Here is a 20,118-nt window from a genome sequence, read left to right as displayed (position 1 = left end):
CTTCGCTTATCCGCCCTACGGATGGCACGGCAGTTTGCGTAGGGCGGATAAGGCCAAAGGCCGCATCCGCCGTAACCCAAACGATCCGCCGTAACCGCAGCGATGTAGGGTGGATAAGCGCAAAGCGCGTCATCCACCGCTTACCCGAGAGCATCTACCCCACGATCCACTAACCAGGAGTTGGTAACAATGAAAATTCTGTTGGCCATCCTGATAGTGCTATTCACCGCCCTGCAATACCGCTTGTGGATTGCAGAAGGAAGTTGGGCAGACGTGACGCGACTGGACCGCGACATTCGGGCGCAGGAGCTGGCCAACGAGCGGCTCAAAGCGCGCAACCGTCGGCTGGCCGTGGAAGTGGATGAACTCAAGGAAGGGCTGGACAGCATCGAAGAGCGGGCCCGAGAGGATTTGGGCATGATCCGCGACGGCGAGACCTTCTTCATGGTCGTCGATCCCCAAGAATAAACCGACCTCAGACGTCTTCGGAAACGTATATGGGCAATCACCTCCGTTCCGATGCCTCGAACCCTTGCTGGGCCATTGTTCCCGCAGCGGGTATTGGCACCCGCATGCGTTCAGATCTGCCCAAGCAGTATCTGCGGCTGCGAGGCAAAACCCTTCTGGAACATACGCTGGAACGTCTACTGGCCATTCCCGACCTGGCCGGAGTGGTGTTGGCTCTGAGCCCGACTGACCCCTACTGGGAGCAGTTGCCGCTGGCCGGCAATGTCCGGATTGCGGTTGTCGATGGCGGCAGTGAACGCAGCCGCTCTGTGCTCAATGCCCTGAACTACCTGACCCTGCAAGCTGAGGCGGAGGACTGGATTCTGGTGCACGACGCCGCCCGTCCCTGTATCACGCCCAGTGCCATTGCCAGCCTGCGGCGACACACCGCCAATCATCCCGTGGGTGGCATTCTCGGCGTTCCGGTGGGGGATACCCTCAAGCGTGTCGGTCCCCGCAACGTGATTCTCGATACCTGCGACCGGCGAGGACTCTGGCAGGCGCAGACGCCACAGCTGTTCCGCTACCAGTTGCTGCATCAGTGCCTGGCTCGGGCCTTGGGGCAAGGTGAGGTGGTGACCGATGAGGCATCGGCGATGGAGCTGGCAGGCTATCAGCCGCTGATGGTTGAAGGGCGCACCGACAATATCAAAGTGACCCGGCCGGAGGATCTGGCTCTGGCCGAGGCGATTTTACAGCGACAGGAGCAACACTGATGCGAGTGGGACAGGGCTTCGATGTGCACGCCTTCGGGCCGGGCGATAAAGTAGTGATCGGTGGTGTGGCCATTGCGCACGACCGGGGGCTGGTCGCCCACTCGGACGGCGACGTGCTGCTGCATGCCCTATGCGATGCGCTATTGGGCGCTGCCGCCCTGGGAGACATCGGTCGGCATTTTCCGGACACCGATCCGGGCTTCAAAAACGCCGATAGTCGGGCGCTGTTGCGCATGGTTTACGCCAAGGTCCGGGCGCAGGGGTGGCGGTTGGTCAATGCGGATATGACGGTGATTGCCCAGGCTCCGAAAATGGCCCGTCACGTCCCCGCCATGATTGAGCGGATCGCGGATGATCTAAGCTGCACCACGGGACAGCTCAACATCAAGGCCACCACCACCGAGCGGCTGGGTTTTACCGGCCGGGAAGAGGGCATCGCCGCTCAGGCGGTGGTGCTGCTCGAGCCGCAACAACCCTGAGGACGCTTTCCGTATGCCGGTAAATGACGCGGATTACCGGGCACCAACATGGCTGCCCGGCGGACATCTCCAGACACTGGTGCCCCGCTATATTCGTCGTCTGACACTGACCGGTGAGCCGGTAGACATCGACTTACCCGATGGCGACCGGTTGCACGCCGAGTTGTATCGCAGCCCTGAACCGGATGCTCCGCTGCTGATTCTCTCTCACGGCCTGGAGGGCAGTGCCCGTAGTGGTTATATCCTCGGGACTACCCGGGCGGCGCTGGCCAAGGGCTGGTCGGTACTCGCCTGGAATCTGCGCAGTTGCGGTGACCAGCTCAATCGTACCCCGCGTATCTACCACTCGGGCTGTAGTGATGATCTGGACGCGGTGATCAGCTGGGCCACGGGTGCGGGCTTTCCCCGCCTGCATCTGGGAGGCTTCTCGCTCGGGGGCAACGTCACCCTGAAGTGGCTGGGTGAGCAGGGCGAGGCGGCGCGCGAGCGCGGTGTGGAGGCGGCGGCTACGGCCTCGGTGCCGCTGGACCTGCTCGCGTGCGTGTTGACTCTGGAGCGTCCGGCCAACTGGCTGTACCACAAACACTTTGTCCGTTCGATGAAACGTCGGCTCAAAGCCAAGGCCGCCCAATTTCCCGGGCATTTCGATCTGCAGCGACTGAAGCAGATGAAAACCCTCTGGGCTCTGGACGAGCACTACACGGCGCCCCTCAATGGCTTTCGCGATGCGGCCGACTATTACGCCCGCTGCAGCAGCCGATTTTTTCTGCGGGATATCCGCGTTCCCACCCTGCTGGTTACCGCGCGCAACGACCCCTTCTTCAACGATCGCTGTTTCCCGACCGAGGAAGCCGAGGCCCATGACCATCTGATTTTTGAAGCGCCCCGCACTGGTGGCCACGTCGGATTCTGGCAGGGCCCGGGTGACTGGTGGCTTGAGCGACGATTTTTGCAACACTTTGGCCGGGAGATGCCATGACCCTCGAGTTTGACATCCGAATGCCCACCGCCTGGGGCGGCCCCCGAGTGTCCGCCGGATTTCGGGTGACACCGGAAGATTTTCAGGTGGACGAAATCCTCGGGTTTGAGCCTGAGGGCGAGGGCGAACACTGGCTGGTTCAGGTTCGCAAACGCGGTGACAATACCGCCTGGGTGGCTGGGCAATTGGCGCGCTGTGCCGGTGTCACCAGTCGGGATGTGGGCTTCTGTGGCCTCAAGGATCGCCACGCGGTGGCCACACAGTGGTTCAGTATCTATCAACCCAAAGCCGTGGAGCCAGACTGGACTGCATTGGAACAGACCGGCCCCACCGTGCTCAGCTGCTCCCGTCATTCGCGCAAGCTGCGCCGGGGCCAGCACCAGGCCAACCACTTCGTCATTCGACTGCGGGCGGTGCAGGCCCTGGAAGATGGCGCCCTGGAACGGCTTGAACAGACGCTGGTCCGGGTGGCGGAGCAGGGGGCGCCCAACTACTTTGGTGAGCAGCGCTTTGGCCGAGACGCGGGCAACTTGCATCAGGCGCAGCGCTGGCTGGTGGAGGGTGAGCGTATCAAGAACCGCCAACAGCGGGGCATGGTGATGTCCGCCGCCCGCTCCTGGCTGTTCAATCAGGTACTGGCGGAACGTGTGCGTGAGGGTACCTGGCTTGAGTGCCTTGCGGGCGAACCGCAGGATGAACCTTCCGGCCCGCTCTGGGGCCGTGGTCGACTGATGAGTGACGCCCAGACCGCTCAGTTGGAATCCCGGGTGTTGGCACCCTGGAAAGGCTGGTGCGACGGCCTGGAACATGTTGGCCTGAACCAGGAGCGACGCGCCCTGGCACTAAACCCTCAGGGTCTGGCATGGCACTGGGAGCAGGGCGACATGGTGCTGTCTTTTGCCCTGCCGCCGGGGACCTTTGCCACCGCATTGCTGGCGGAGGTGGCCCAGCTCGATACGACCCAGATGGAAGCAGCTCGGGGCGCCACTGTGCTATAGTGATCGCTTTTCATCAGAACAATATTGACGGCTAGAATTCCGGGGAAATACGCAGTGACGAGTCTTAATTTGGAAGGTGTGGGAATGACCTCCCAGCGCACGCGGGAGCGTCTGGTGCAAAGGCTGGCCGACAAGGGCGTCACCAATCTGCAGGTGCTGGACACTCTGCGCAACACGCCCCGGCACTGGTTTCTGGATGAAGCGTTGTCCCATCGCGCCTACGAGGACACCGCGCTGCCCATCGGCTATGGCCAGACACTCTCCCAGCCCTATATCGTCGCTCGAATGACGGAAATTCTGCTCGGTGCCGCCGGCAAACGACTGCACAAAGTGCTGGAAGTGGGCACTGGTTCAGGCTACCAGACCAGCATTCTGGCGCAGTTGGTGGACGAAGTGTACAGCGTCGAGCGGATCAAGCCTCTGCAGGATAAGGCCCGTGAGCGGCTGCGGGAGTTGGGGTTGCGCAACGTTCACCTCAAGCACGCCGATGGCGGTTTCGGTTGGCCGGAGGCGGGGCCGTTTGACGGTATCCTGAGCACCGCCGCACCGCGCTTTGTTCCCCAGGGGTTGCTGAATCAATTGGCGCCAAACGGCGTGCTGGTTATCCCGGTGGGCGATCAGACCCAATCCCTCAACCTGATCATTCGCGATGGTGACAGCGAGAACTTTGTGACCCAGGTGCTCGAACCGGTCAAGTTCGTTCCGCTGCTCTCCGGCACCAGCCGCTGACGTTTCATGTCTGATTTTGCTGCCCAATGACAAGGACTCCCATGACCCTGCAAGCCCGACTGATTCTATGCCTGAAAGGGATGGCGATGGGGGCGGCTGATGTGGTTCCCGGTGTATCCGGTGGGACCATTGCGTTTATCTCCGGAATCTATGAAGAATTGATCGATTCTCTGCGGCGTTGGACACCCGCAGCGCTGGGCATCTGGCGGCGGCAGGGCACGGCCGCCTTTTGGCGCCACGTCAATGGCGGCTTTCTGCTGACGGTCTTTGGCGGCGTACTGCTCAGCATCTTTTCCCTGGCGAATCTGGTGCACTATCTGCTGGAATTTCATCCCCTGCTGGTCTGGGGGTTCTTTTTCGGACTTGTGGTGGCGTCGGTCGTTTATATCGGGCGACAGCTGCCGCTTCGCTCTCCGGTCATCTGGTTGGGACTGGGCCTTGGCACCCTGGTGGCGCTGGCAATCTCGGTAGGCAAGCCGGTTCAGCTGCCCGCCGAGTGGTGGATGGTGTACCTCGCTGGCTGCATCGCAATATGCGCCATGATCCTTCCCGGCGTTTCCGGCAGTTTCCTGTTGCTGCTGATGGGGATGTACCCGGTGTTTATTCAGGCGGTGGTGGATCTGAATTGGTGGATACTGGCGTGCTTTCTCGCGGGCTGTGTGACCGGCCTGTTACTGTTTTCCCACTTTCTGGGCTGGCTGTTGCGACATTATCATGACCGGACGCTGGCGGTGCTGACCGGCTTTCTGGTGGGCTCGTTGAACATTATCTGGCCCTGGAAGCATACTCTGGAGACCTATACCAATCGTCACGGTGAGCAGGTACCGTTGGTTCAGGAAAACCTGGTGCCGTGGCACTATGAGAATATTGTCGGGTCTGACCCACAGACAGCAATGGTTCTGGTTCTCATGGCGTTGGGGTTGTTGCTGGTGCTCGCCCTGGAATTTTGGGCGAAACGGTCGACTCATTAATAATTCACAGTGGCAACCCGTATTTTAGAGTATTTTCTAATAAGGGCCCGGCGTTAATTGCGAATCCAAATAAACGGGGCCTTCGCATCAGCCCTTAACGTGAGTGTGTTTATGCAGGACTGGTCAACCCACCGCTGGAGGAAATACGGCCCACTGGTTTATATATTGATCAGTTTGGTGGTTCTGGGAGGCTGCGCTACCCAGCGGGCGGATGTGGTGGAGCGGGGCCAGCCGCCGGGTCGGGAGATTCAGAAGCACTGGGTGAGCGCCGGAGAAACGCTCTATTCCATTGCCTGGCGCTACGACGTGGATCACCGCAAGCTGGCGCAACACAACGGTATCGGCCCACCTTTCACCATTTACCCCGGCCAGACACTGCGCCTCGATGTGCATAATATGGCCGCGCCTTCCAGGCCCTCTCCACGGGCGACGCCCCCGAAAGTCGCCAGTAAGCCGACCCCGAAAGCGCCTGCTGACCGTCAAGAAAATAAAACATCTCGCCCAAAGGCGTCTGCCGCCCCGGCCCTGGTTGCGGGCAACCCCGATTGGCGGTGGCCCGTGAAGGGGCGGGTGATTGCCGCCTTCGGCGCCTCTACGGGGCTCAATCAGGGTATTGATATCAGCGGTAAATTGGGAGACTCTGTACAAGCAGCTGCTGCAGGGCAAGTGGTTTATGCGGGCAGCGGGCTGCGTGGGTATGGCAATCTCGTGATCATCAAACACAATGACACGTACCTCAGCGCTTATGCCCACAACCGTCGCCTGAAGGTAGCCGAAGGTGACGCGGTAAAAGCAGGAGAGGTGATTGCCGAAATGGGTTCCAGTGGCACCGACAGTGTGCGTCTGCACTTTGAAATTCGGCGTGATGGGAAACCCGTTGACCCAATTGGGTATCTACCCAAACGTTAACGCTAAACGTTAACAATAGTGTCGCAGTATAACGATAACTTGGGTTAAGGCTGTTGGATGCCATAGGGGCGGCACCAGGAGCCGTATGTAGAGCGAGGGGTGATCTATGGCACTGCAAGAACGGGATACAAAAGCGGATCGTGAGTCAGCCGCGGCGGTTCACGAAATTGATTTTAATGATGATGTTGTGGTTGAAGAGGAACCGACCACCGCAGCACCCACCTCCGCCCGACGAGGGCGCGCCACCGCTGATCGGCACTCCGACGATCACTTCTCCAAAAGTCTCGATGCGACACAACTTTACCTGAACGAAATTGGCTTCTCGCCCTTGCTGACCGCCGAGGAAGAGGTCTATTTTGCCCGCCGCGCACTGCGTGGAGATGAGGCGTCCCGGAAGCGGATGATCGAAAGCAATCTGCGTCTGGTGGTGAAAATTTCACGCCGCTACGTCAATCGGGGTCTGGCCCTGTTGGATCTGATTGAAGAGGGCAACCTGGGGTTGATCCGCGCGGTCGAGAAGTTTGACCCGGAGCGGGGTTTCCGCTTCTCCACCTACGCGACCTGGTGGATCCGTCAGACCATCGAGCGGGCGATCATGAACCAGACCCGCACCATCCGTCTGCCCATTCATGTGGTGAAAGAGCTCAATATCTACCTGCGGGCGGCTCGGGAGCTGACCCAGAAGCTGGACCACGAACCCTCCTCGGATGAAATCGCCACGCTGTTGCACAAGCCGGTGGCCGACGTGGAGCGTATGTTGGGGCTGAATGAGCGGGTCACGTCGGTGGACAGCCCGGTGGGCAATGCCTCCGATCGGACCGTGGTGGACACCATCCCGGACATCAACAACTCCGACCCCGCTTTTCTGATGCAGGATGGCGATCTAAATGACAGTCTGGATCGTTGGCTGGACGACCTGAGTGAAAAGCAGCGTGAAGTCCTGGCCCGGCGTTTCGGGTTGCGTGGCCATGAGGTGTGCACCCTGGAAGAGGTGGGCCATGAAATCGGATTGACCCGAGAAAGGGTGCGCCAGATTCAGGTGGAAGCTCTGAAGCGGTTGCGGGAAATCATCGAAAAGCAGGGGCTCAATAGCGAGGCGCTGTTCAGCGTTTGATGCGGTACCTCTGTCTGAGGTACAAAAAAGCCGGGCTTTGATGGCCCGGCTTTTTTGTGGCTGCAGATTTGTCGGTGCAGACGGTTCAGCGTTCGAGGTACTGCAGTTTCCCTTCCACACCATCCCACTCTTCGGCGTCCGCCGGAGCGTCTTTCTTCTCGGTAATATTGGGCCAGACTTCCGCCAATTCGGCGTTCAGCTCCAGGAACACTTCCTGCCCTTCGGGCAGTTCATCTTCCGAGAAGATGGCATCCACCGGACACTCGGGCTCACACAGAGCGCAGTCAATGCACTCGTCCGGGTGAATCACCAGGAAATTGGGGCCTTCATAAAAGCAGTCAACGGGGCAGACTTCAACGCAGTCTGTGTGTTTGCATTTAATGCAGTTTTCCCCAACAACAAATGTCATAGCGGACTCCAGCTAACACGGTTCGGATTTTGGGCGCTTATTCTAGCAGTATTCTTAGCTTTTGCCAGTCATAAGCGCCTTTAGGGCATAAAGTTGCTCCAGCGCCTCACGGGGGCTGAGATCATCCGGCTGAACCTCGCCCAGCGCTTCCACCACCGGGTGGGGCGCGCTGTCGAACAGGCCGCCCTGAACGGGCGTGTCGGCCGCCGGTGCTGGTTCGGGTTTGGGTGGCTGGGGAGTCGAGCTGCCGCGCTGGGCGTCGCCCTCCAGTTCCGCCAGTTGGGTCTTGGCCTGGGCCAGCACGCCATCGGGTATGCCCGCGAGTTTGGCCACCTGCAGGCCGTAGCTCTTGCTCGCCGGCCCCTCCTGAACCTTGTGCAGAAAGACAATGCTGTCGTGGTGCTCGGTGGCATCCAGGTGGACATTGACGATGCCCGGTAGCTCGTCGGGCAGCCGGGTCAGTTCAAAGTAGTGGGTGGCGAACAGGGTGTACGCCTTGACGTTTTCCGCCAGATGGCGGGCGCAGGCCCAGGCCAGGGCCAGACCGTCAAAGGTACTGGTGCCCCGGCCGATCTCGTCCATCAGCACCAGGCTGCGCGGCGTGGCGTTATGCAGAATGTTGGCGGTCTCGGTCATTTCCACCATAAAAGTGGAGCGCCCACCGGCCAAGTCATCGGAGGAGCCGATCCGGGTAAAGATCCGGTCCAGCATGCCCACTCTCGCTTCCGCTGCGGGCACAAAGCTGCCGATATGGGCCAGCACGGCGATCAGCGCCGCCTGGCGCATGTAGGTGGATTTACCGCCCATGTTCGGACCAGTGACCACCAGCATGTGGCGCTGATCGCCAAAGCACAGATCGTTGGGCACAAAGGGTGCGTCGCTGACGTGCTCGACCACCGGATGTCGCCCGCCCTGAATGTTGATACCGGGGTCGGCGTTCAGGATGGGGCGGCTCCAGCCAAGGCTGTCGGCGCGTTCGGCCAGATTGGTCAGCAGGTCCAGCTCCGCCACGGCGGCGGCGGACTGCTGCAGGGGGATCAGGTCGTCGTTGAGAATGTCGATCAGCTGATCGTAGAGCAGCTTTTCCCGGGCCAGAGCGCGACTTTTGGCGGACAGCGCCTTGTCCTCGAATTCTTTCAGCTCCGGGGTGATGAAACGCTCGGCGTTTTTCAGGGTCTGGCGGCGGATATAGTCCGCCGGGGCCTGTTCGGCCTGGGCGCGGCTGAGCTCGATAAAGTAGCCGTGCACCCGGTTGTAGCCCACCTTCAGCGTGCTGATGCCGGTGCGCTCTCGCTCCCGGGTTTCCAGGTCCACCAGGTACTGGCCGGCGTTGTTGCTGATATTGCGCAGCTCGTCCAGTTCTTCATCGTAGCCCTCGGCGATCACGCCGCCATCGCGAATGACCACCGGTGGATTTTCAATCAGGGCGCGTCCCAGCAGATCAACGGCCTTGGGGAATTCTCCCAACTGTTGTGCCAGCTCGGACAGGTGCGGCGCGCCGAGCTTGGCCAGCTCGCTGCGCAGCTCCGGGTAGCAGGCCAGGGAGGCGTGCAGCCGGGCGAGATCCCGCGGGCGGGCCGAACGCAGGGCCAGGCGACCGAGGATCCGCTCCATATCGCCGATGCGTTTGAGAATCCGGTGGATCACCTCGAAGGTGTACTGATGTTGCAGCTCGGCCACCGCGTCCTGACGGGATTGCAGAATCGGCAGGTCGCGCAGCGGGCGGTTCAGCCAGCGGCGCAGCAGACGGGAGCCCATGGCGGTAGCACAGCGATTCAGGACGCTGTACAGGGTGTTTTCTTCGGTACCCCCGAGGTTTATGTCCAGTTCCAGATTGCGCCGGGTAGCGGCATCCATGATCACCGCCTGGTCCCGGTTTTCGTGGCTCAGGCCGCGCACGTGGGGCAGGGCGGCGCGCTGGGTTTCCCGGGCGTAGTTGAGTAGACAGCCGGCGGCGGCGATGGCGGCGTCCAGATGGTCGCAGCCAAAGCCTGCCAGATCCTGGGTGCCGAACTGTTGGGTCAGCAGGCGCCGGGCGCTGTCCAGCTCGAACTCCCAGGGGCCCCGGCGGCGCACGCCCTTGCGGTTCTCCAGCAGCTCGGGCGTGGTCAGGTCGTCGCTGACCAGCAACTCGGCGGGGCGCAGTCGCTGCAGCTCACCGAGGGCCGCGTCCAGCCCCTCGACCTCCAGCACGTAAAAACGGCCGCTGGCGATATCCAGAGACGCCAGTCCATAGGTGTCGCCCTGCTGGTGCAGGGCCACCAGCAGGTTGTCCCGACCGGAGTCCAGCAGGGCTTCGTCGCTGACGGTGCCCGGCGTGACGATGCGCACCACTTTGCGCTCCACGGGCCCCTTGGACGTCGCCGGGTCGCCGATCTGCTCGCAGATGGCCACCGACACGCCGGCCCGCACCAGCTTGGCCAGGTAGCCGTCGGCGGCGTGAAACGGAATGCCCGCCATGGGAATGGGCTCACCGTTGGACTTGCCGCGGGCCGTGAGGGTCACGTCCAGCAGTTCGGCAGCCCGCTTGGCGTCGTCGTAGAACAATTCGTAGAAGTCGCCCATGCGATAGAACACCAGCTCCTGCGGGTGCTCGGCCTTGATTCGCAGGTACTGCTGCATCATCGGCGTGTGCTGGCTTGGGGCGTCGGATGTTTTGCTCATAAAACGGCGTTGCCTGGGTGTTATCGGGTGATTGGAAGCTGCGCTATTCTACGGAATTCATCCGGGGCTTGCACTCGTCTCGCGCCTGGCATACCTTGAGCCCATGACCGAACCCCTGACCACTTCCGCCGCCGAACAGCAGGCCCTCGCGACCCGCCTGGGACAGGCGCTGACGGCAAACCACTGGACAGTGGCCGCGGCGGAATCCTGCACCGGTGGTGGCATTGCCGCCGCGATCACCGACATTCCCGGCAGTTCGGGTTGGTTTGGCTATGGTCTGGTGACTTATTCCAATGACGCCAAGGTCCGTCTGTTGGGCGTTCCCGAGCAGATGCTGATACAGAACGGTGCGGTCAGTGAATCGGTGGTGCGCGCCATGGCGGAGGGTGCGGCGCGGATTTCTGGCGCGGATCTGGCCATTGCGGTGAGCGGCGTTGCCGGGCCGGAAGGTGGCTCAGAGGAAAAACCGGTGGGTACCGTCTGGTTGGGGTGGGCGTATCGGCGCGGCGAGACGCTGCTCAGCGATGCTCACCTGCATCGGTTTGAAGGCGATCGGGCCGCCGTGCGAGGGCAGACCGTGACTGCTGCGTTGCAGCAGTTGTTGGCTTTGACTACGGGCGGCAAGACTACTGTATAAATATCGAGTTACTGTTTGCGCATACAGGTTTTTCGTGTATGCTGTCGGCAGTTGTATTGAAACCATTTCAAGTTCTAATTTCACAGCATTGATCGAGGTGTCGGATGGACGCGAATAAAGAGAAAGCGCTACAGGCCGCCTTAGGCCAGATTGAACGTCAATTTGGTAAGGGCACGGTCATGCGCATGGGCGATCGTGAGCGGGTGGCGATTCCCGCCATTTCCACGGGCTCTCTGGGGCTGGATGCCGCCCTCGGTATTGGTGGCCTGCCCAAGGGGCGGGTGGTAGAGATTTACGGGCCGGAATCGTCCGGTAAAACCACTTTGACGCTGCAGGTGATTGCCGAAGCCCAGCGCCAGGGCGGTACCTGTGCCTTTATTGACGCCGAGCACGCGCTGGACCCGATTTACGCCGAAAAACTGGGCGTGAATGTGGATGATCTGATCATCTCCCAGCCGGATACCGGTGAGCAGGCCCTGGAGGTCAGCGATATGCTGGTGCGCTCCGGTGCGGTTGACGTGTTGGTGGTGGACTCGGTGGCGGCGCTGACGCCCCGGGCGGAAATTGAAGGCGAGATGGGTGATCAGCACGTGGGCCTGCAGGCCCGCCTGATGTCCCAGGCGCTGCGTAAAATTACCGGCAACATCAAGAACGCCAACTGCCTGGTGATCTTCATTAACCAGATCCGCATGAAGATCGGTGTGATGTTCGGCAGCCCGGAAACCACCACCGGTGGTAATGCGCTCAAGTTCTACTCCTCGGTTCGCCTGGATATCCGCCGCATTGGTTCGGTGAAAGAGGGCGATGAGGTCATCGGGAACGAGACCCGAGTGAAGGTGGTGAAAAACAAGGTGGCACCGCCGTTCAAGCAAACCGAGTTCCAGATTCTGTACGGCACGGGCATCAACCGCTTCGGTGAGGTCATTGATTACGGCGTCAAGCTTGGCATCGTGGACAAGGCGGGTGCCTGGTACAGCTACAATGGCGACAAGATTGGCCAGGGCAAAAACAACGTGGTGAAGTTCCTTCATGAGAACCCCACCATTGCCCAGGAGATGGAGAAGCGGGTACGCGGCGAACTGCTGAACATCCCGGTAAAGGCCGAAGAGAAGGAAGAAGAGGAAAGCGAGGCCTGAGCCTCGCCGTCCTGTCAAACTACAAGAGACCCGGGTTGAACCCGGGTCTCTTGTCTGTGGTCCAACTGACGTGATACTCATGATATCCCTTGGGCGGAGCCTGTTGCGCCGCCAAGGCAATGCCAAGTAATAAGAGGAAAGCGGCTGTGCGACTGATTCGTTTGGGTGTTGGACTGTTGTTGGTGCTGGGCCTTCTGGCTGGCTGTACCAGTACGCCCTCGGTGGTGACCGATTACGATCCTGAGTTTTCGTTTGGAGAGCTCAACCGTTTTCGGGTTGAACTGGCCGAGCAGGAAGACGGCAACAGCCTGCTGATCTCCCCGTTCACCCTGAGTCACCTGCAGCGGGTAATTGAAAGCCATTTGGCCTCGCGCTATGAGTCTGCGGGCGAAGATGGGGAGGCGGATTTCGTGGTCCGTTACCACATCGTGGTGGAAGACCGGCTGGATGTACGCAGTTACGATCAACGCTATGGCTTTGGCTATTACGGTTATGGCCCCTGGTACCGTTACCCCTATTCCCACGGTCCCAGTCCACGGGTCTACCGCCAGGGAACCCTGATCATCGACATCGCTCGCGCTGAAGACAACAAACCGCTGTGGCGGGGTGTTGCCGAGCAGCGTCTGTATGATGGCCTGACGCCTCAGGAACAGCGTCAGCGGCTCTCTGCCGCAGTGACCGAGGTTCTGTCGAATTTCCCACCGGTACGTTGAGTCGTTATGACAGAGCGGGATGAATCGAGCGAGCCCACGATGGGCGAAGTGCGACTGGCGGCCATGAACCTGTTGGCTCGTCGCGAGCATGCTCGTGACGAGCTTCGGACCAAATTACTCAAGCGCTTTGGTTCGGAGGGTGAACGGGTTAAGACGGTGGATCAGGCGCTGGCTCGGCTGGAAGAGCAGGGGCTTCAGAGCGATGAGCGCTTCACCGAGGCATTTGTCACCGCTCGGGAGCGGCAGGGCAAGGGGCCTCTGCGTATTGCCCAAGAATTGCGGCAAAAAGGCGTTTCAGACTCTCTGATCAGCCTTTATCTCGATGAAGGGGATGAGCGCTGGTGGGATCTCGCCAATGAAGTGCGCCGAAAGCGCTTCGGTGACGCACCGGTGGAAACCCCCAAAGAGAAAGCCCGTCAGGCCCGATTCCTTCAATACCGCGGGTTTTCCCACGAACAGGCGCGAGAGGCTATCGCCAACGCTCCCAGGCATCCATGACTTTGGCAGCATAGCGGTAGCTGCCATAACTGCCGTTATAGCGTGCCAGGGCTTCCGCCAGGCGCCCCTCTGATCGTTCCAGGTAATGCTTGAGGATGGTGCAGCCGTACCGCAGGTTGGTTTCCAGGTTGATCAGGTTGTCTTCCGGTCGGCCAATCTCGTTCTTCCAGAACGGCATGACCTGCATGATCCCCTGAGCACCCACCGGTGATACCGCATAGTGATTGAAGTGGCTCTCCACCTCAATGACCGCTAATACCAGCTCGGGCTGAAGGTCGGTCTGGCGGGCCGCGCTGTGGATTTTGCGCAGCAAGCGCAGGCGTCGATCCGGATCGCGCACATAACGCTCCAGGCGTCCCGACATCAGCATCAGCCAGGCCTCGGCATCAAAGCGATCCTCGAAACTGTCCGCCGCGCGAATGTTATCGAGCAGCTTCTGCCGAAGCTGGTCATCCACTTCGATGGCCGGTTCGGCATAGGCCAGGGTGTTCGATTGCGCCCAGGCGAAGCTGGTGGCGCTCGCCATCCACAGTGCCACCAGAACACTGAACGCGGTTTTCTTCACGCCCGGCCCACGCATCGAGGTCAGTCCGCCAGGCGCTCGCGGATAAACTCGACCACCTGTTCCAGTGGAACGTCCTGAGCCTGTTCGTCCCGGCGTCCTTTGTACTCCAGAGTACCTTTCTCCAGACCGCGATCGCCCACCACTAAGCGGTGTGGAATACCCATCAGGTCGGTATTGGCGAGCATGACACCGAGGCGCGCTTTGTCTTCGTCCATGTACAGGACTTCAACGCCCAGCTCGGTGAGCTGCTGGTACAGCGTCTCACACTGTTCGGCCACCGCCGGGGATTTGTGCGGGTTGATTGGCACCAGTGCGAGCTGGAAGGGCGCAATACTCTGGGGCCAGATGATGCCATTCTGGTCATGGTTCTGCTCAATGGCTGCCGCGACCACACGGGATACCCCGATACCGTAGCAACCCATGATCATGGGTTTTTCTTTGCCGTTTTCATCCAACACGCGCGCATTCATCGCCTCGCTGTATTTGGTGCCCAGCTGAAAGATGTGGCCGACCTCAATGCCGCGCTTGATCTCCAATTGGCCCTTGCCGTCGGGGCTCGGGTCACCGGCCACCACATTGCGCAGATCCACCACGTCGTTCAGGGGTGCATCGCGCTCCCAGTTGACGCCGGTCAGGTGGTAGCCGTCCCGGTTGGCGCCACAGACGAAGTCCGCCAGCTGGGCGGCCGCCCGGTCCACCATTACGCGAATGTTCAGGCCCACCGGGCCGAGAGAGCCGACTCCCGCGCCCAGTTCTGCTTCAATGCGCTCCTCCGGGGCAAAGGTCAGCGGTGCGGCAATACCGTCGATTTTTTCGGCCTTGATGTCGTTGAGCTCGTGATCGCCGCGCAGCACCAGGGCCACTAAGGGCGCGGGGCCCTCTTCCGGGGCTTCGCCCAGTACGATCAGGGTCTTGACGGTCTGCTCCGGCGCGACCTTCAGAAAGCCTGCGACCTGTTCGATGGTGTGCTGATCCGCAGTGGCAACCTCGGTCATGGCCTCGCTGGCACTGGGGCGTGCATCGCTCGGCGCCAGGGCTTCGGCCTTTTCGATGTTGGCGGCATAGTCGCTGCCGTTACTGAACGCGATGTCATCTTCACCGCTGTCGGCCAGTACGTGGAATTCGTGCGAGAAAGCGCCGCCGATGGAGCCGGTATCGGCCAACACGGGGCGATAGGCCAGGCCAATGCGGTCAAAAATGGCGCAGTAGGTGCGGTGCATGACCTCGTAGGTTTCCTGCAGGGATTCCTGACTCAAGTGGAACGAGTAGGCATCCTTCATGGTGAACTCGCGGGCCCGCATGACACCGAACCGGGGGCGGATTTCGTCGCGGAATTTGGTCTGAATCTGATAGAAATTGGCCGGCAGCTGTTTGTAGCTGTTGATCTCACCGCGAATCAGGTCGGTAATGACCTCTTCGTGGGTGGGGCCGAGGCAGAAATCCCGCTGATGGCGGTCATTGATGCGCAACAGCTCGGGGCCGTACTGCTGCCAGCGTCCGGACTCTCCCCAGAGCTCGGCGGGCTGAACCACCGGCATCAGAACTTCCTGGGCGCCGGAGCGGTCCATTTCCTCTCGGATGATGCGCTCGACCTTGCGCAGTACACGCAGCCCGAGGGGCATCCAGGTATACAGCCCCGAGGCCAGTTTGCGGATCATGCCCGCGCGCAGCATCAATTGGTGGCTGATGACCTCGGCGTCGGAGGGCGTTTCTTTCAGTGTGGCGATTAAAAAACGACTGGCTCGCATAGATTGGCTTCTTAGTGGCTATACTGGTAAACAGAGAAAACGCTTATTCTACGGTGCTTACCGGCTCGGGTACAGACTCCCGATGCGCACTGAGTACCGAACCACCCAAAGAAGTCGATGAGGAGAGGGTCATGTTTCAACTGCATTCACGCCTGGCCGAGGATACCGTGCCGGTAGGGCGCTTCCCGCTGTCTCTGCTGCTGCTCAGTAAAGATGCCAACTACCCCTGGTGTCTGCTGGTGCCACTGCGGGAGGATGTGTTTGAAATTCATCATTTGGGTGAGCGGGATCAGCAGCAACTGATGCGCGAGTCCTGTCGTCTGGCCGAGGTGATGACCAGCGTGTTTGATGCCGACAAAATGAATGTGGCGGCGCTAGGCAATGTTGTCCCCCAGTTGCATGTGCACCATATTGCCCGCTTTGAGACGGACCCAGCCTGGCCGCAGCCGATTTGGGGCGTCAAGCCCGCCGCAAGTTATTCTGAGGCTCAATTGCAGGATCGACTGGATCAGCTCAGATCCGCCCTGGTTGGGGACGACTTTGACGTGCTGGAGTCACTGGAGGATCTGGAGGTCAATCCGGTGGATACAACGGGGCCGGGCGACTGGTATTGAGAACAGGGCCCCGAGAGGGGCCCTGTTGAGCGGGTATGGCGCTTACAGAGCCATTTCCTTGAGCTTCTTCAGAGGGCGTACCTTGACGGCGATGGAGGCCGGTTTCGCTTTGAACACGGTCTCTTCGCCGGTGAAGGGGTTGATGCCCTTGCGCGCCTTGGTGGCGGGCTTCTTCACGGTGGTGATCTTCAGCAGGCCGGGCAGTACGAACTCGCCCACGGCACGCTTCTTGACGTGACCTTCAATGATGTCAGACAGCTCGTCCAGTACCGACTGGACCTGCTTCTTGCTCAGCTCGGTATTGTCCGCAATCTGATTCAGAATCTGGGTTTTGTTGTAACGCTCGGAGATCGCCTTTACTTTTTTGGCGGCCGGCTGCTTGGCAGCAGCTTTCTTGGCGGGAGCTTTCTTTGCGGGTGCCTTTTTGGCAGCAGTTTTGCGAGCAGCCATAATATGATCCTTGTTGATGGTCAAGTGTTTATTGAGTCAGGCCGATAAAAAAGCCTGAATATATAGCGTATTAACCGCATCGGGTGCGGCTGGCACTATATATAAAGGATAAAACGACGATCAGCAACCCAAAAAACCGCTTTTTTACCGCTATAGCGCCAATTGTCTCAGGCGTGGATCCTCTTCAGCGGTTTCCCAGGCCCGATCGAAAATCTCCCTCAGCGTTTTCACCCGCGCACCCGCCTGCCGATCGTAAAAGCCGTGATAGTTGTCCGGATCATTCTGATAGACCAGGTGCTCCCGATCGCCCAGCGCAAATGCGATGGCCTGGGTTTCAATGTCGTTGGTCAGCCGGCGCAGGGTCACCTTGCTCGGCAGCCTCTGGGCCAGGCGAACCAGGCCGTGCCCGTATTCAACCAGCGCCCGGGTGTCCCGGACCAGCAGCTGTACCTGCGCCTGGCGATGTCGACGGGCAATCTCGGAGAGCGCTTCGGCCAGCTCCGGCAGGTCGTAAACCTCTCTGGCCAGGTCGGGTGAGTAGAGTGAGAAAGTGCGGCGCGTCTCGCTCGCGCAGTGGAGTAGTGCCTGGCGAAAGGCGTCTGGTCCATCAATCAACTCAGATTGCTCGGGGGTATCCGGCGGGAGGTTCATGACGTTCGGCTCCAGTTCGTATTCGACTTTTCAGCGTGCTCAACCGCCATGATAAAGCAAGCCTGGCCAAAAAGGAGGCGGGATAGTCGTATATCATATAGAAAAATGGTTGCGCTAATGAAAATATGGAGTTATAAAGGCAGTGCGCTTCCTGTGACACCCAAAGCAGCGTCCGGCTATGGCGCAGGTCAATCACAGGGGCAGGGAGGCGTGTTGGCGCAACAACAATAAACAATGCAGATCCATTATCGGGTAAGCGGAGAATAAGCGATGACAATAATGAACAAGACTCAGGGCTTGGCACCTCGTTCGGCATTTCGGCGCACCAGGCTGGCGCGCGCCATTCACTGGAGTTCACAGTTACTGGTCGCAGGTGCGGTTGGCTGGCATGGCGCCGGCTTTGCACAGGAAGCCACACCGGCGGCGCCGGAGCAGCCGACCGCACTGGAAGAGATCGTGGTGTCCGGTCAGCGCAGCAGCATTCAGTCGGCCCAGATGATCAAGCAGAGTGCTGAACAGATCGTCGACTCGATTGTCGCGGATGACATCGGCAAGCTGCCCGATCGCTCGGTGACCGAAACCTTGCAGCGCATTCCGGGTGTGACCATTGATCACTTCATGTCTCTCGGGGATCCGGAGCACTTCTCAGCTGAAGGCAGTGGCGTCGCCGTGCGCGGTTTGACCCAGGTGCGTAGTGAGCTCAATGGACGCGACAGCTTTACCGCAAACGGTGGGCGGAGCCTGAGCTTTGAAGATGTGCCCGCTGAGCTTATGGCCGGGGTGGACGTCTATAAAAACCCTTCGGCGGACATGATCGAAGGTGGCCTGGGCGGCACCGTCAACCTGCGTACTCGTATGCCTTTTGACAGTGATGGTCAGGTAATGGCGGCGACGGCCAGCGTGAATTACGGTGACTTTATCGAAGAGGCCGACCCGTCGGTATCGGCTCTTTACAGCAACCGCTGGGACACCTCCGCCGGTGAGTTCGGTCTGTTGGTGGATGTCGCTTTTTCGGAAATTTCGACCCGCACCGACGGCATTTTCAATCGTCCGTTTTTCCCCCGCGATGACCTGCAGGGTTACGAGGGGACTACTATCCAGGTACCGCGTGGGGCGGACTGGCGCTCCATGGATTTCAATCGCGAGCGGTTGGGGTCCTACCTGGCGACTCAGTGGCGGCCCAGCGATGCGTCAGAATTCTATTTCCAGGCGTTCCGTTCCGAATATGACATGCAGTGGGATGAGGATGCCATCTTTGTCCAGAACGATGCCTATGCCATCCAGCCGGGCGATGGCAAAGAGTTTGTTGTCGATGACAATAATGTCTTTCTGTCGGGTCGCCTGACCCAGCCCGGGGGAATCCCCTTCGGGGCCGATATCCGCGTGGCCAATCGCGAGTCAGTCACCAGCGATTTTTCCGCCGGTTACAAGTGGTTGCCGGGTGACCAGCTGGAATTCAGTACCGACCTCCAGTACACCAAGGCAACAACGGAGGGTCTGGATGCCACCATCGCGACGGGCATCAACCTGCCGTACATCGATATTGATCTGCGCGGTGAACGACCGCTGGTTCAGGCCGACGATGAGTACCTGTCCGATCCGGGCAATTACTACTGGGGCTTCACCATGCCCTTTATCGAGGACAACGAAGCCGAGCAGTTCGCCTGGCGTGCGGACGTGAAATACAACTTCAATGACACCGACGTTGTGCGCTACATCAAGACCGGCGTTCGGCTGACGGACCGGGAAGCCACCAACATCAACAGTGGCTACCACTGGCAGGCCATCTACCAGCCGTGGATGGCCTGGTGGAAGCTGCCCGACGACCAGATGCCTCCGGTGGAAGACGCCAGCCAGATGTCGCTCAACACCTTTGATAACTTTTTCCGGGGCAAGGCACCGAGCCCGGGGGTTGTCTATGCGCCTCACATATCGCTGGTTGAGGGCTATCCGGAGAGCTTCGATCAACTGCATGCGGATGCCAGTGAGAACTATATCTGCTGTGACGACTACATGCCGGCAACCATGGACGATCCGAGCCGCATTAACGAACAGGAAGAGCAGACCTACGCGGCGTACTTCCTGCTCGGCTTCGGTGTCGACGACTGGGCGCTGCCGGTAGACGGCAATATCGGTATTCGCGTGGTGCAGACCGACAGCGCGGCATCGGGCATGATCCGCTACCCCGAAACCATCGTGGTGGGAGAGGATGGCGAGACGGAAAGCCGCCCCTGGTATCAGGATCCGGAAGATATCGTGGCGGAGAATTCCTATACCAACGTGCTCCCGAACCTGAACTTGCGGGTGGAGTTGCGTGACGATCTGTTCCTGCGCTTCGCCGCCTCCAAAGCCATGGCGCGGCCTGCGTACAATCAGATGCAGGCGTTCCAGACCTTGAGCGCGGGCCGCCCGGAAGGGGTACCGGAAGACCAGTATGTGCCGCCGGAGGATTTCCGGCTGACGTCCTCCTCCGGCTCCAACCCGATGCTCGAGCCGATGGAGGCGACCCAGTTTGATATCTCGCTGGAGTGGTACTTCAATGACGCCGGTGGTATGGCTCACGTCAATGCCTTCAGTAAAGACATTGAAGGGTTTATCCGCAACCAGACGATCCGCGAAGAGCACGGTGGG

The 20,118-nt window shown here is 60.1% G+C and carries 21 protein-coding genes; 15 read left to right on the top strand and 6 right to left on the bottom strand.

Annotated elements, in window-relative coordinates; genetic code table 11:
• Positions 1-189: 189 nt before the first annotated feature.
• The 9 genes from ftsB (at position 190) to rpoS (ending at position 7,402) form a co-directional block, all read left to right on the top strand.
• Positions 190-468, top strand: coding sequence for a cell division protein FtsB (ftsB, locus tag B3520_RS14270; protein WP_123637632.1), 279 nt, complete (start codon positions 190-192; stop codon positions 466-468).
• Between the two features lie 29 nt (positions 469-497).
• Positions 498-1,223, top strand: a complete 726-nt coding sequence (gene ispD, locus B3520_RS14265) for a 2-C-methyl-D-erythritol 4-phosphate cytidylyltransferase (RefSeq protein ID WP_123637631.1) — start codon at positions 498-500, stop codon at positions 1,221-1,223.
• On the top strand, positions 1,223-1,702 hold the full coding sequence (gene ispF / locus B3520_RS14260; RefSeq protein ID WP_286876336.1) for a 2-C-methyl-D-erythritol 2,4-cyclodiphosphate synthase: 480 nt from the start codon (positions 1,223-1,225) through the stop codon (positions 1,700-1,702). The genes ispD and ispF overlap by 1 nt, the downstream gene beginning before the upstream one ends.
• Before the next feature lie 13 nt (positions 1,703-1,715).
• On the top strand, positions 1,716-2,681 hold the full coding sequence (locus B3520_RS14255; RefSeq protein ID WP_286806381.1) for a YheT family hydrolase: 966 nt from the start codon (positions 1,716-1,718) through the stop codon (positions 2,679-2,681).
• Positions 2,678-3,679 carry a tRNA pseudouridine(13) synthase TruD gene (gene truD / locus B3520_RS14250; RefSeq protein WP_286806382.1) on the top strand — a complete coding sequence of 334 codons (1,002 nt, stop codon included), beginning with the start codon at positions 2,678-2,680 and terminating at the stop codon, positions 3,677-3,679. The genes B3520_RS14255 and truD overlap by 4 nt, the downstream gene beginning before the upstream one ends.
• An 84-nt stretch (positions 3,680-3,763) precedes the next feature.
• Positions 3,764-4,408 (top strand): protein-L-isoaspartate(D-aspartate) O-methyltransferase, encoded by a 645-nt coding sequence (locus B3520_RS14245; protein WP_123637627.1) that lies wholly within the window; start codon positions 3,764-3,766, stop codon positions 4,406-4,408.
• A 41-nt stretch (positions 4,409-4,449) separates the two neighbouring features.
• A complete protein-coding gene (locus B3520_RS14240) occupies positions 4,450-5,379 on the top strand; it encodes a DUF368 domain-containing protein (protein ID WP_246004343.1) in 930 nt (309 codons plus the stop codon).
• Positions 5,380-5,640: 261 nt separating this feature from the next.
• Positions 5,641-6,288, top strand: coding sequence for a peptidoglycan DD-metalloendopeptidase family protein (locus B3520_RS14235; protein WP_286806385.1), 648 nt, complete (start codon positions 5,641-5,643; stop codon positions 6,286-6,288).
• A gap of 106 nt (positions 6,289-6,394) precedes the next feature.
• Positions 6,395-7,402, top strand: coding sequence for an RNA polymerase sigma factor RpoS (gene rpoS / locus B3520_RS14230; protein WP_286806387.1), 1,008 nt, complete (start codon positions 6,395-6,397; stop codon positions 7,400-7,402).
• Between the two features lie 85 nt (positions 7,403-7,487).
• Here the strand turns inward: rpoS and fdxA are convergent, their stop codons facing one another.
• Together fdxA and mutS are read right to left on the bottom strand one after the other, a co-directional pair.
• A complete protein-coding gene (fdxA, locus tag B3520_RS14225; RefSeq protein ID WP_036159885.1) occupies positions 7,488-7,811 on the bottom strand; it encodes a ferredoxin FdxA in 324 nt (107 codons plus the stop codon).
• A 54-nt stretch (positions 7,812-7,865) separates the two neighbouring features.
• Positions 7,866-10,475, bottom strand: a complete 2,610-nt coding sequence (gene mutS, locus B3520_RS14220) for a DNA mismatch repair protein MutS (RefSeq protein ID WP_286876335.1) — start codon at positions 10,473-10,475, stop codon at positions 7,866-7,868.
• 103 nt (positions 10,476-10,578) lie between these two features.
• Here mutS and B3520_RS14215 point away from each other — a divergent pair, with 103 nt between their 5' ends.
• The 4 genes from B3520_RS14215 to B3520_RS14200 all read left to right on the top strand — a co-directional run bounded on the left by B3520_RS14215 (position 10,579) and on the right by B3520_RS14200 (position 13,459).
• Positions 10,579-11,112 (top strand): CinA family protein, encoded by a 534-nt coding sequence (locus B3520_RS14215; RefSeq protein ID WP_286806392.1) that lies wholly within the window; start codon positions 10,579-10,581, stop codon positions 11,110-11,112.
• Positions 11,113-11,216: 104 nt separating this feature from the next.
• Positions 11,217-12,248: a recombinase RecA gene (gene recA, locus B3520_RS14210; protein ID WP_024460497.1), complete on the top strand. Its 1,032-nt coding sequence runs from the start codon at positions 11,217-11,219 to the stop codon at positions 12,246-12,248.
• A 146-nt stretch (positions 12,249-12,394) separates the two neighbouring features.
• The gene (locus B3520_RS14205; protein ID WP_286806395.1) at positions 12,395-12,961 is read left to right on the top strand and encodes a DUF4136 domain-containing protein; all 567 of its coding nucleotides are present in this window, start codon (positions 12,395-12,397) and stop codon (positions 12,959-12,961) included.
• A 6-nt stretch (positions 12,962-12,967) separates the two neighbouring features.
• A complete protein-coding gene (locus B3520_RS14200; RefSeq protein WP_286806396.1) occupies positions 12,968-13,459 on the top strand; it encodes a regulatory protein RecX in 492 nt (163 codons plus the stop codon).
• Here the strand turns inward: B3520_RS14200 and B3520_RS14195 are convergent.
• Both B3520_RS14195 and B3520_RS14190 read right to left on the bottom strand, forming a co-directional pair.
• Positions 13,431-14,039: a lytic transglycosylase domain-containing protein gene (locus B3520_RS14195; protein ID WP_286806397.1), complete on the bottom strand. Its 609-nt coding sequence runs from the start codon at positions 14,037-14,039 to the stop codon at positions 13,431-13,433. The two genes, B3520_RS14200 and B3520_RS14195, sit on opposite strands and share 29 nt — an antisense overlap.
• A 5-nt stretch (positions 14,040-14,044) precedes the next feature.
• A complete protein-coding gene (locus B3520_RS14190; protein WP_286806399.1) occupies positions 14,045-15,772 on the bottom strand; it encodes a proline--tRNA ligase in 1,728 nt (575 codons plus the stop codon).
• 131 nt (positions 15,773-15,903) lie between these two features.
• Here B3520_RS14190 and B3520_RS14185 point away from each other — a divergent pair, with 131 nt between their 5' ends.
• On the top strand, positions 15,904-16,386 hold the full coding sequence (locus B3520_RS14185) for an HIT domain-containing protein (RefSeq protein WP_286876334.1): 483 nt from the start codon (positions 15,904-15,906) through the stop codon (positions 16,384-16,386).
• Between the two features lie 42 nt (positions 16,387-16,428).
• Here B3520_RS14185 and B3520_RS14180 read toward each other — a convergent pair whose 3' ends face one another.
• Together B3520_RS14180 and B3520_RS14175 are read right to left on the bottom strand one after the other, a co-directional pair.
• Entirely contained in the window at positions 16,429-16,836 is a 408-nt protein-coding gene (locus B3520_RS14180) for an HU family DNA-binding protein (protein WP_286806403.1), read from the bottom strand.
• 150 nt (positions 16,837-16,986) lie between these two features.
• A complete protein-coding gene (locus B3520_RS14175) occupies positions 16,987-17,487 on the bottom strand; it encodes a hypothetical protein (protein ID WP_286806405.1) in 501 nt (166 codons plus the stop codon).
• 279 nt (positions 17,488-17,766) lie between these two features.
• Between B3520_RS14175 and B3520_RS14170 the strand changes: the two genes are divergently transcribed.
• Positions 17,767-20,118: TonB-dependent receptor (locus B3520_RS14170; RefSeq protein WP_286876333.1), on the top strand; the 2,352-nt coding region annotated here is incomplete at its 3' end.

The sequence above is a fragment of the Marinimicrobium sp. UBA4509 genome, assembly GCF_002388575.1.
Classification (GTDB): Bacteria; Pseudomonadota; Gammaproteobacteria; order Pseudomonadales; family Cellvibrionaceae; genus Marinimicrobium; species Marinimicrobium koreense.
This window is presented reverse-complemented; position numbering and strand designations above follow the sequence as displayed.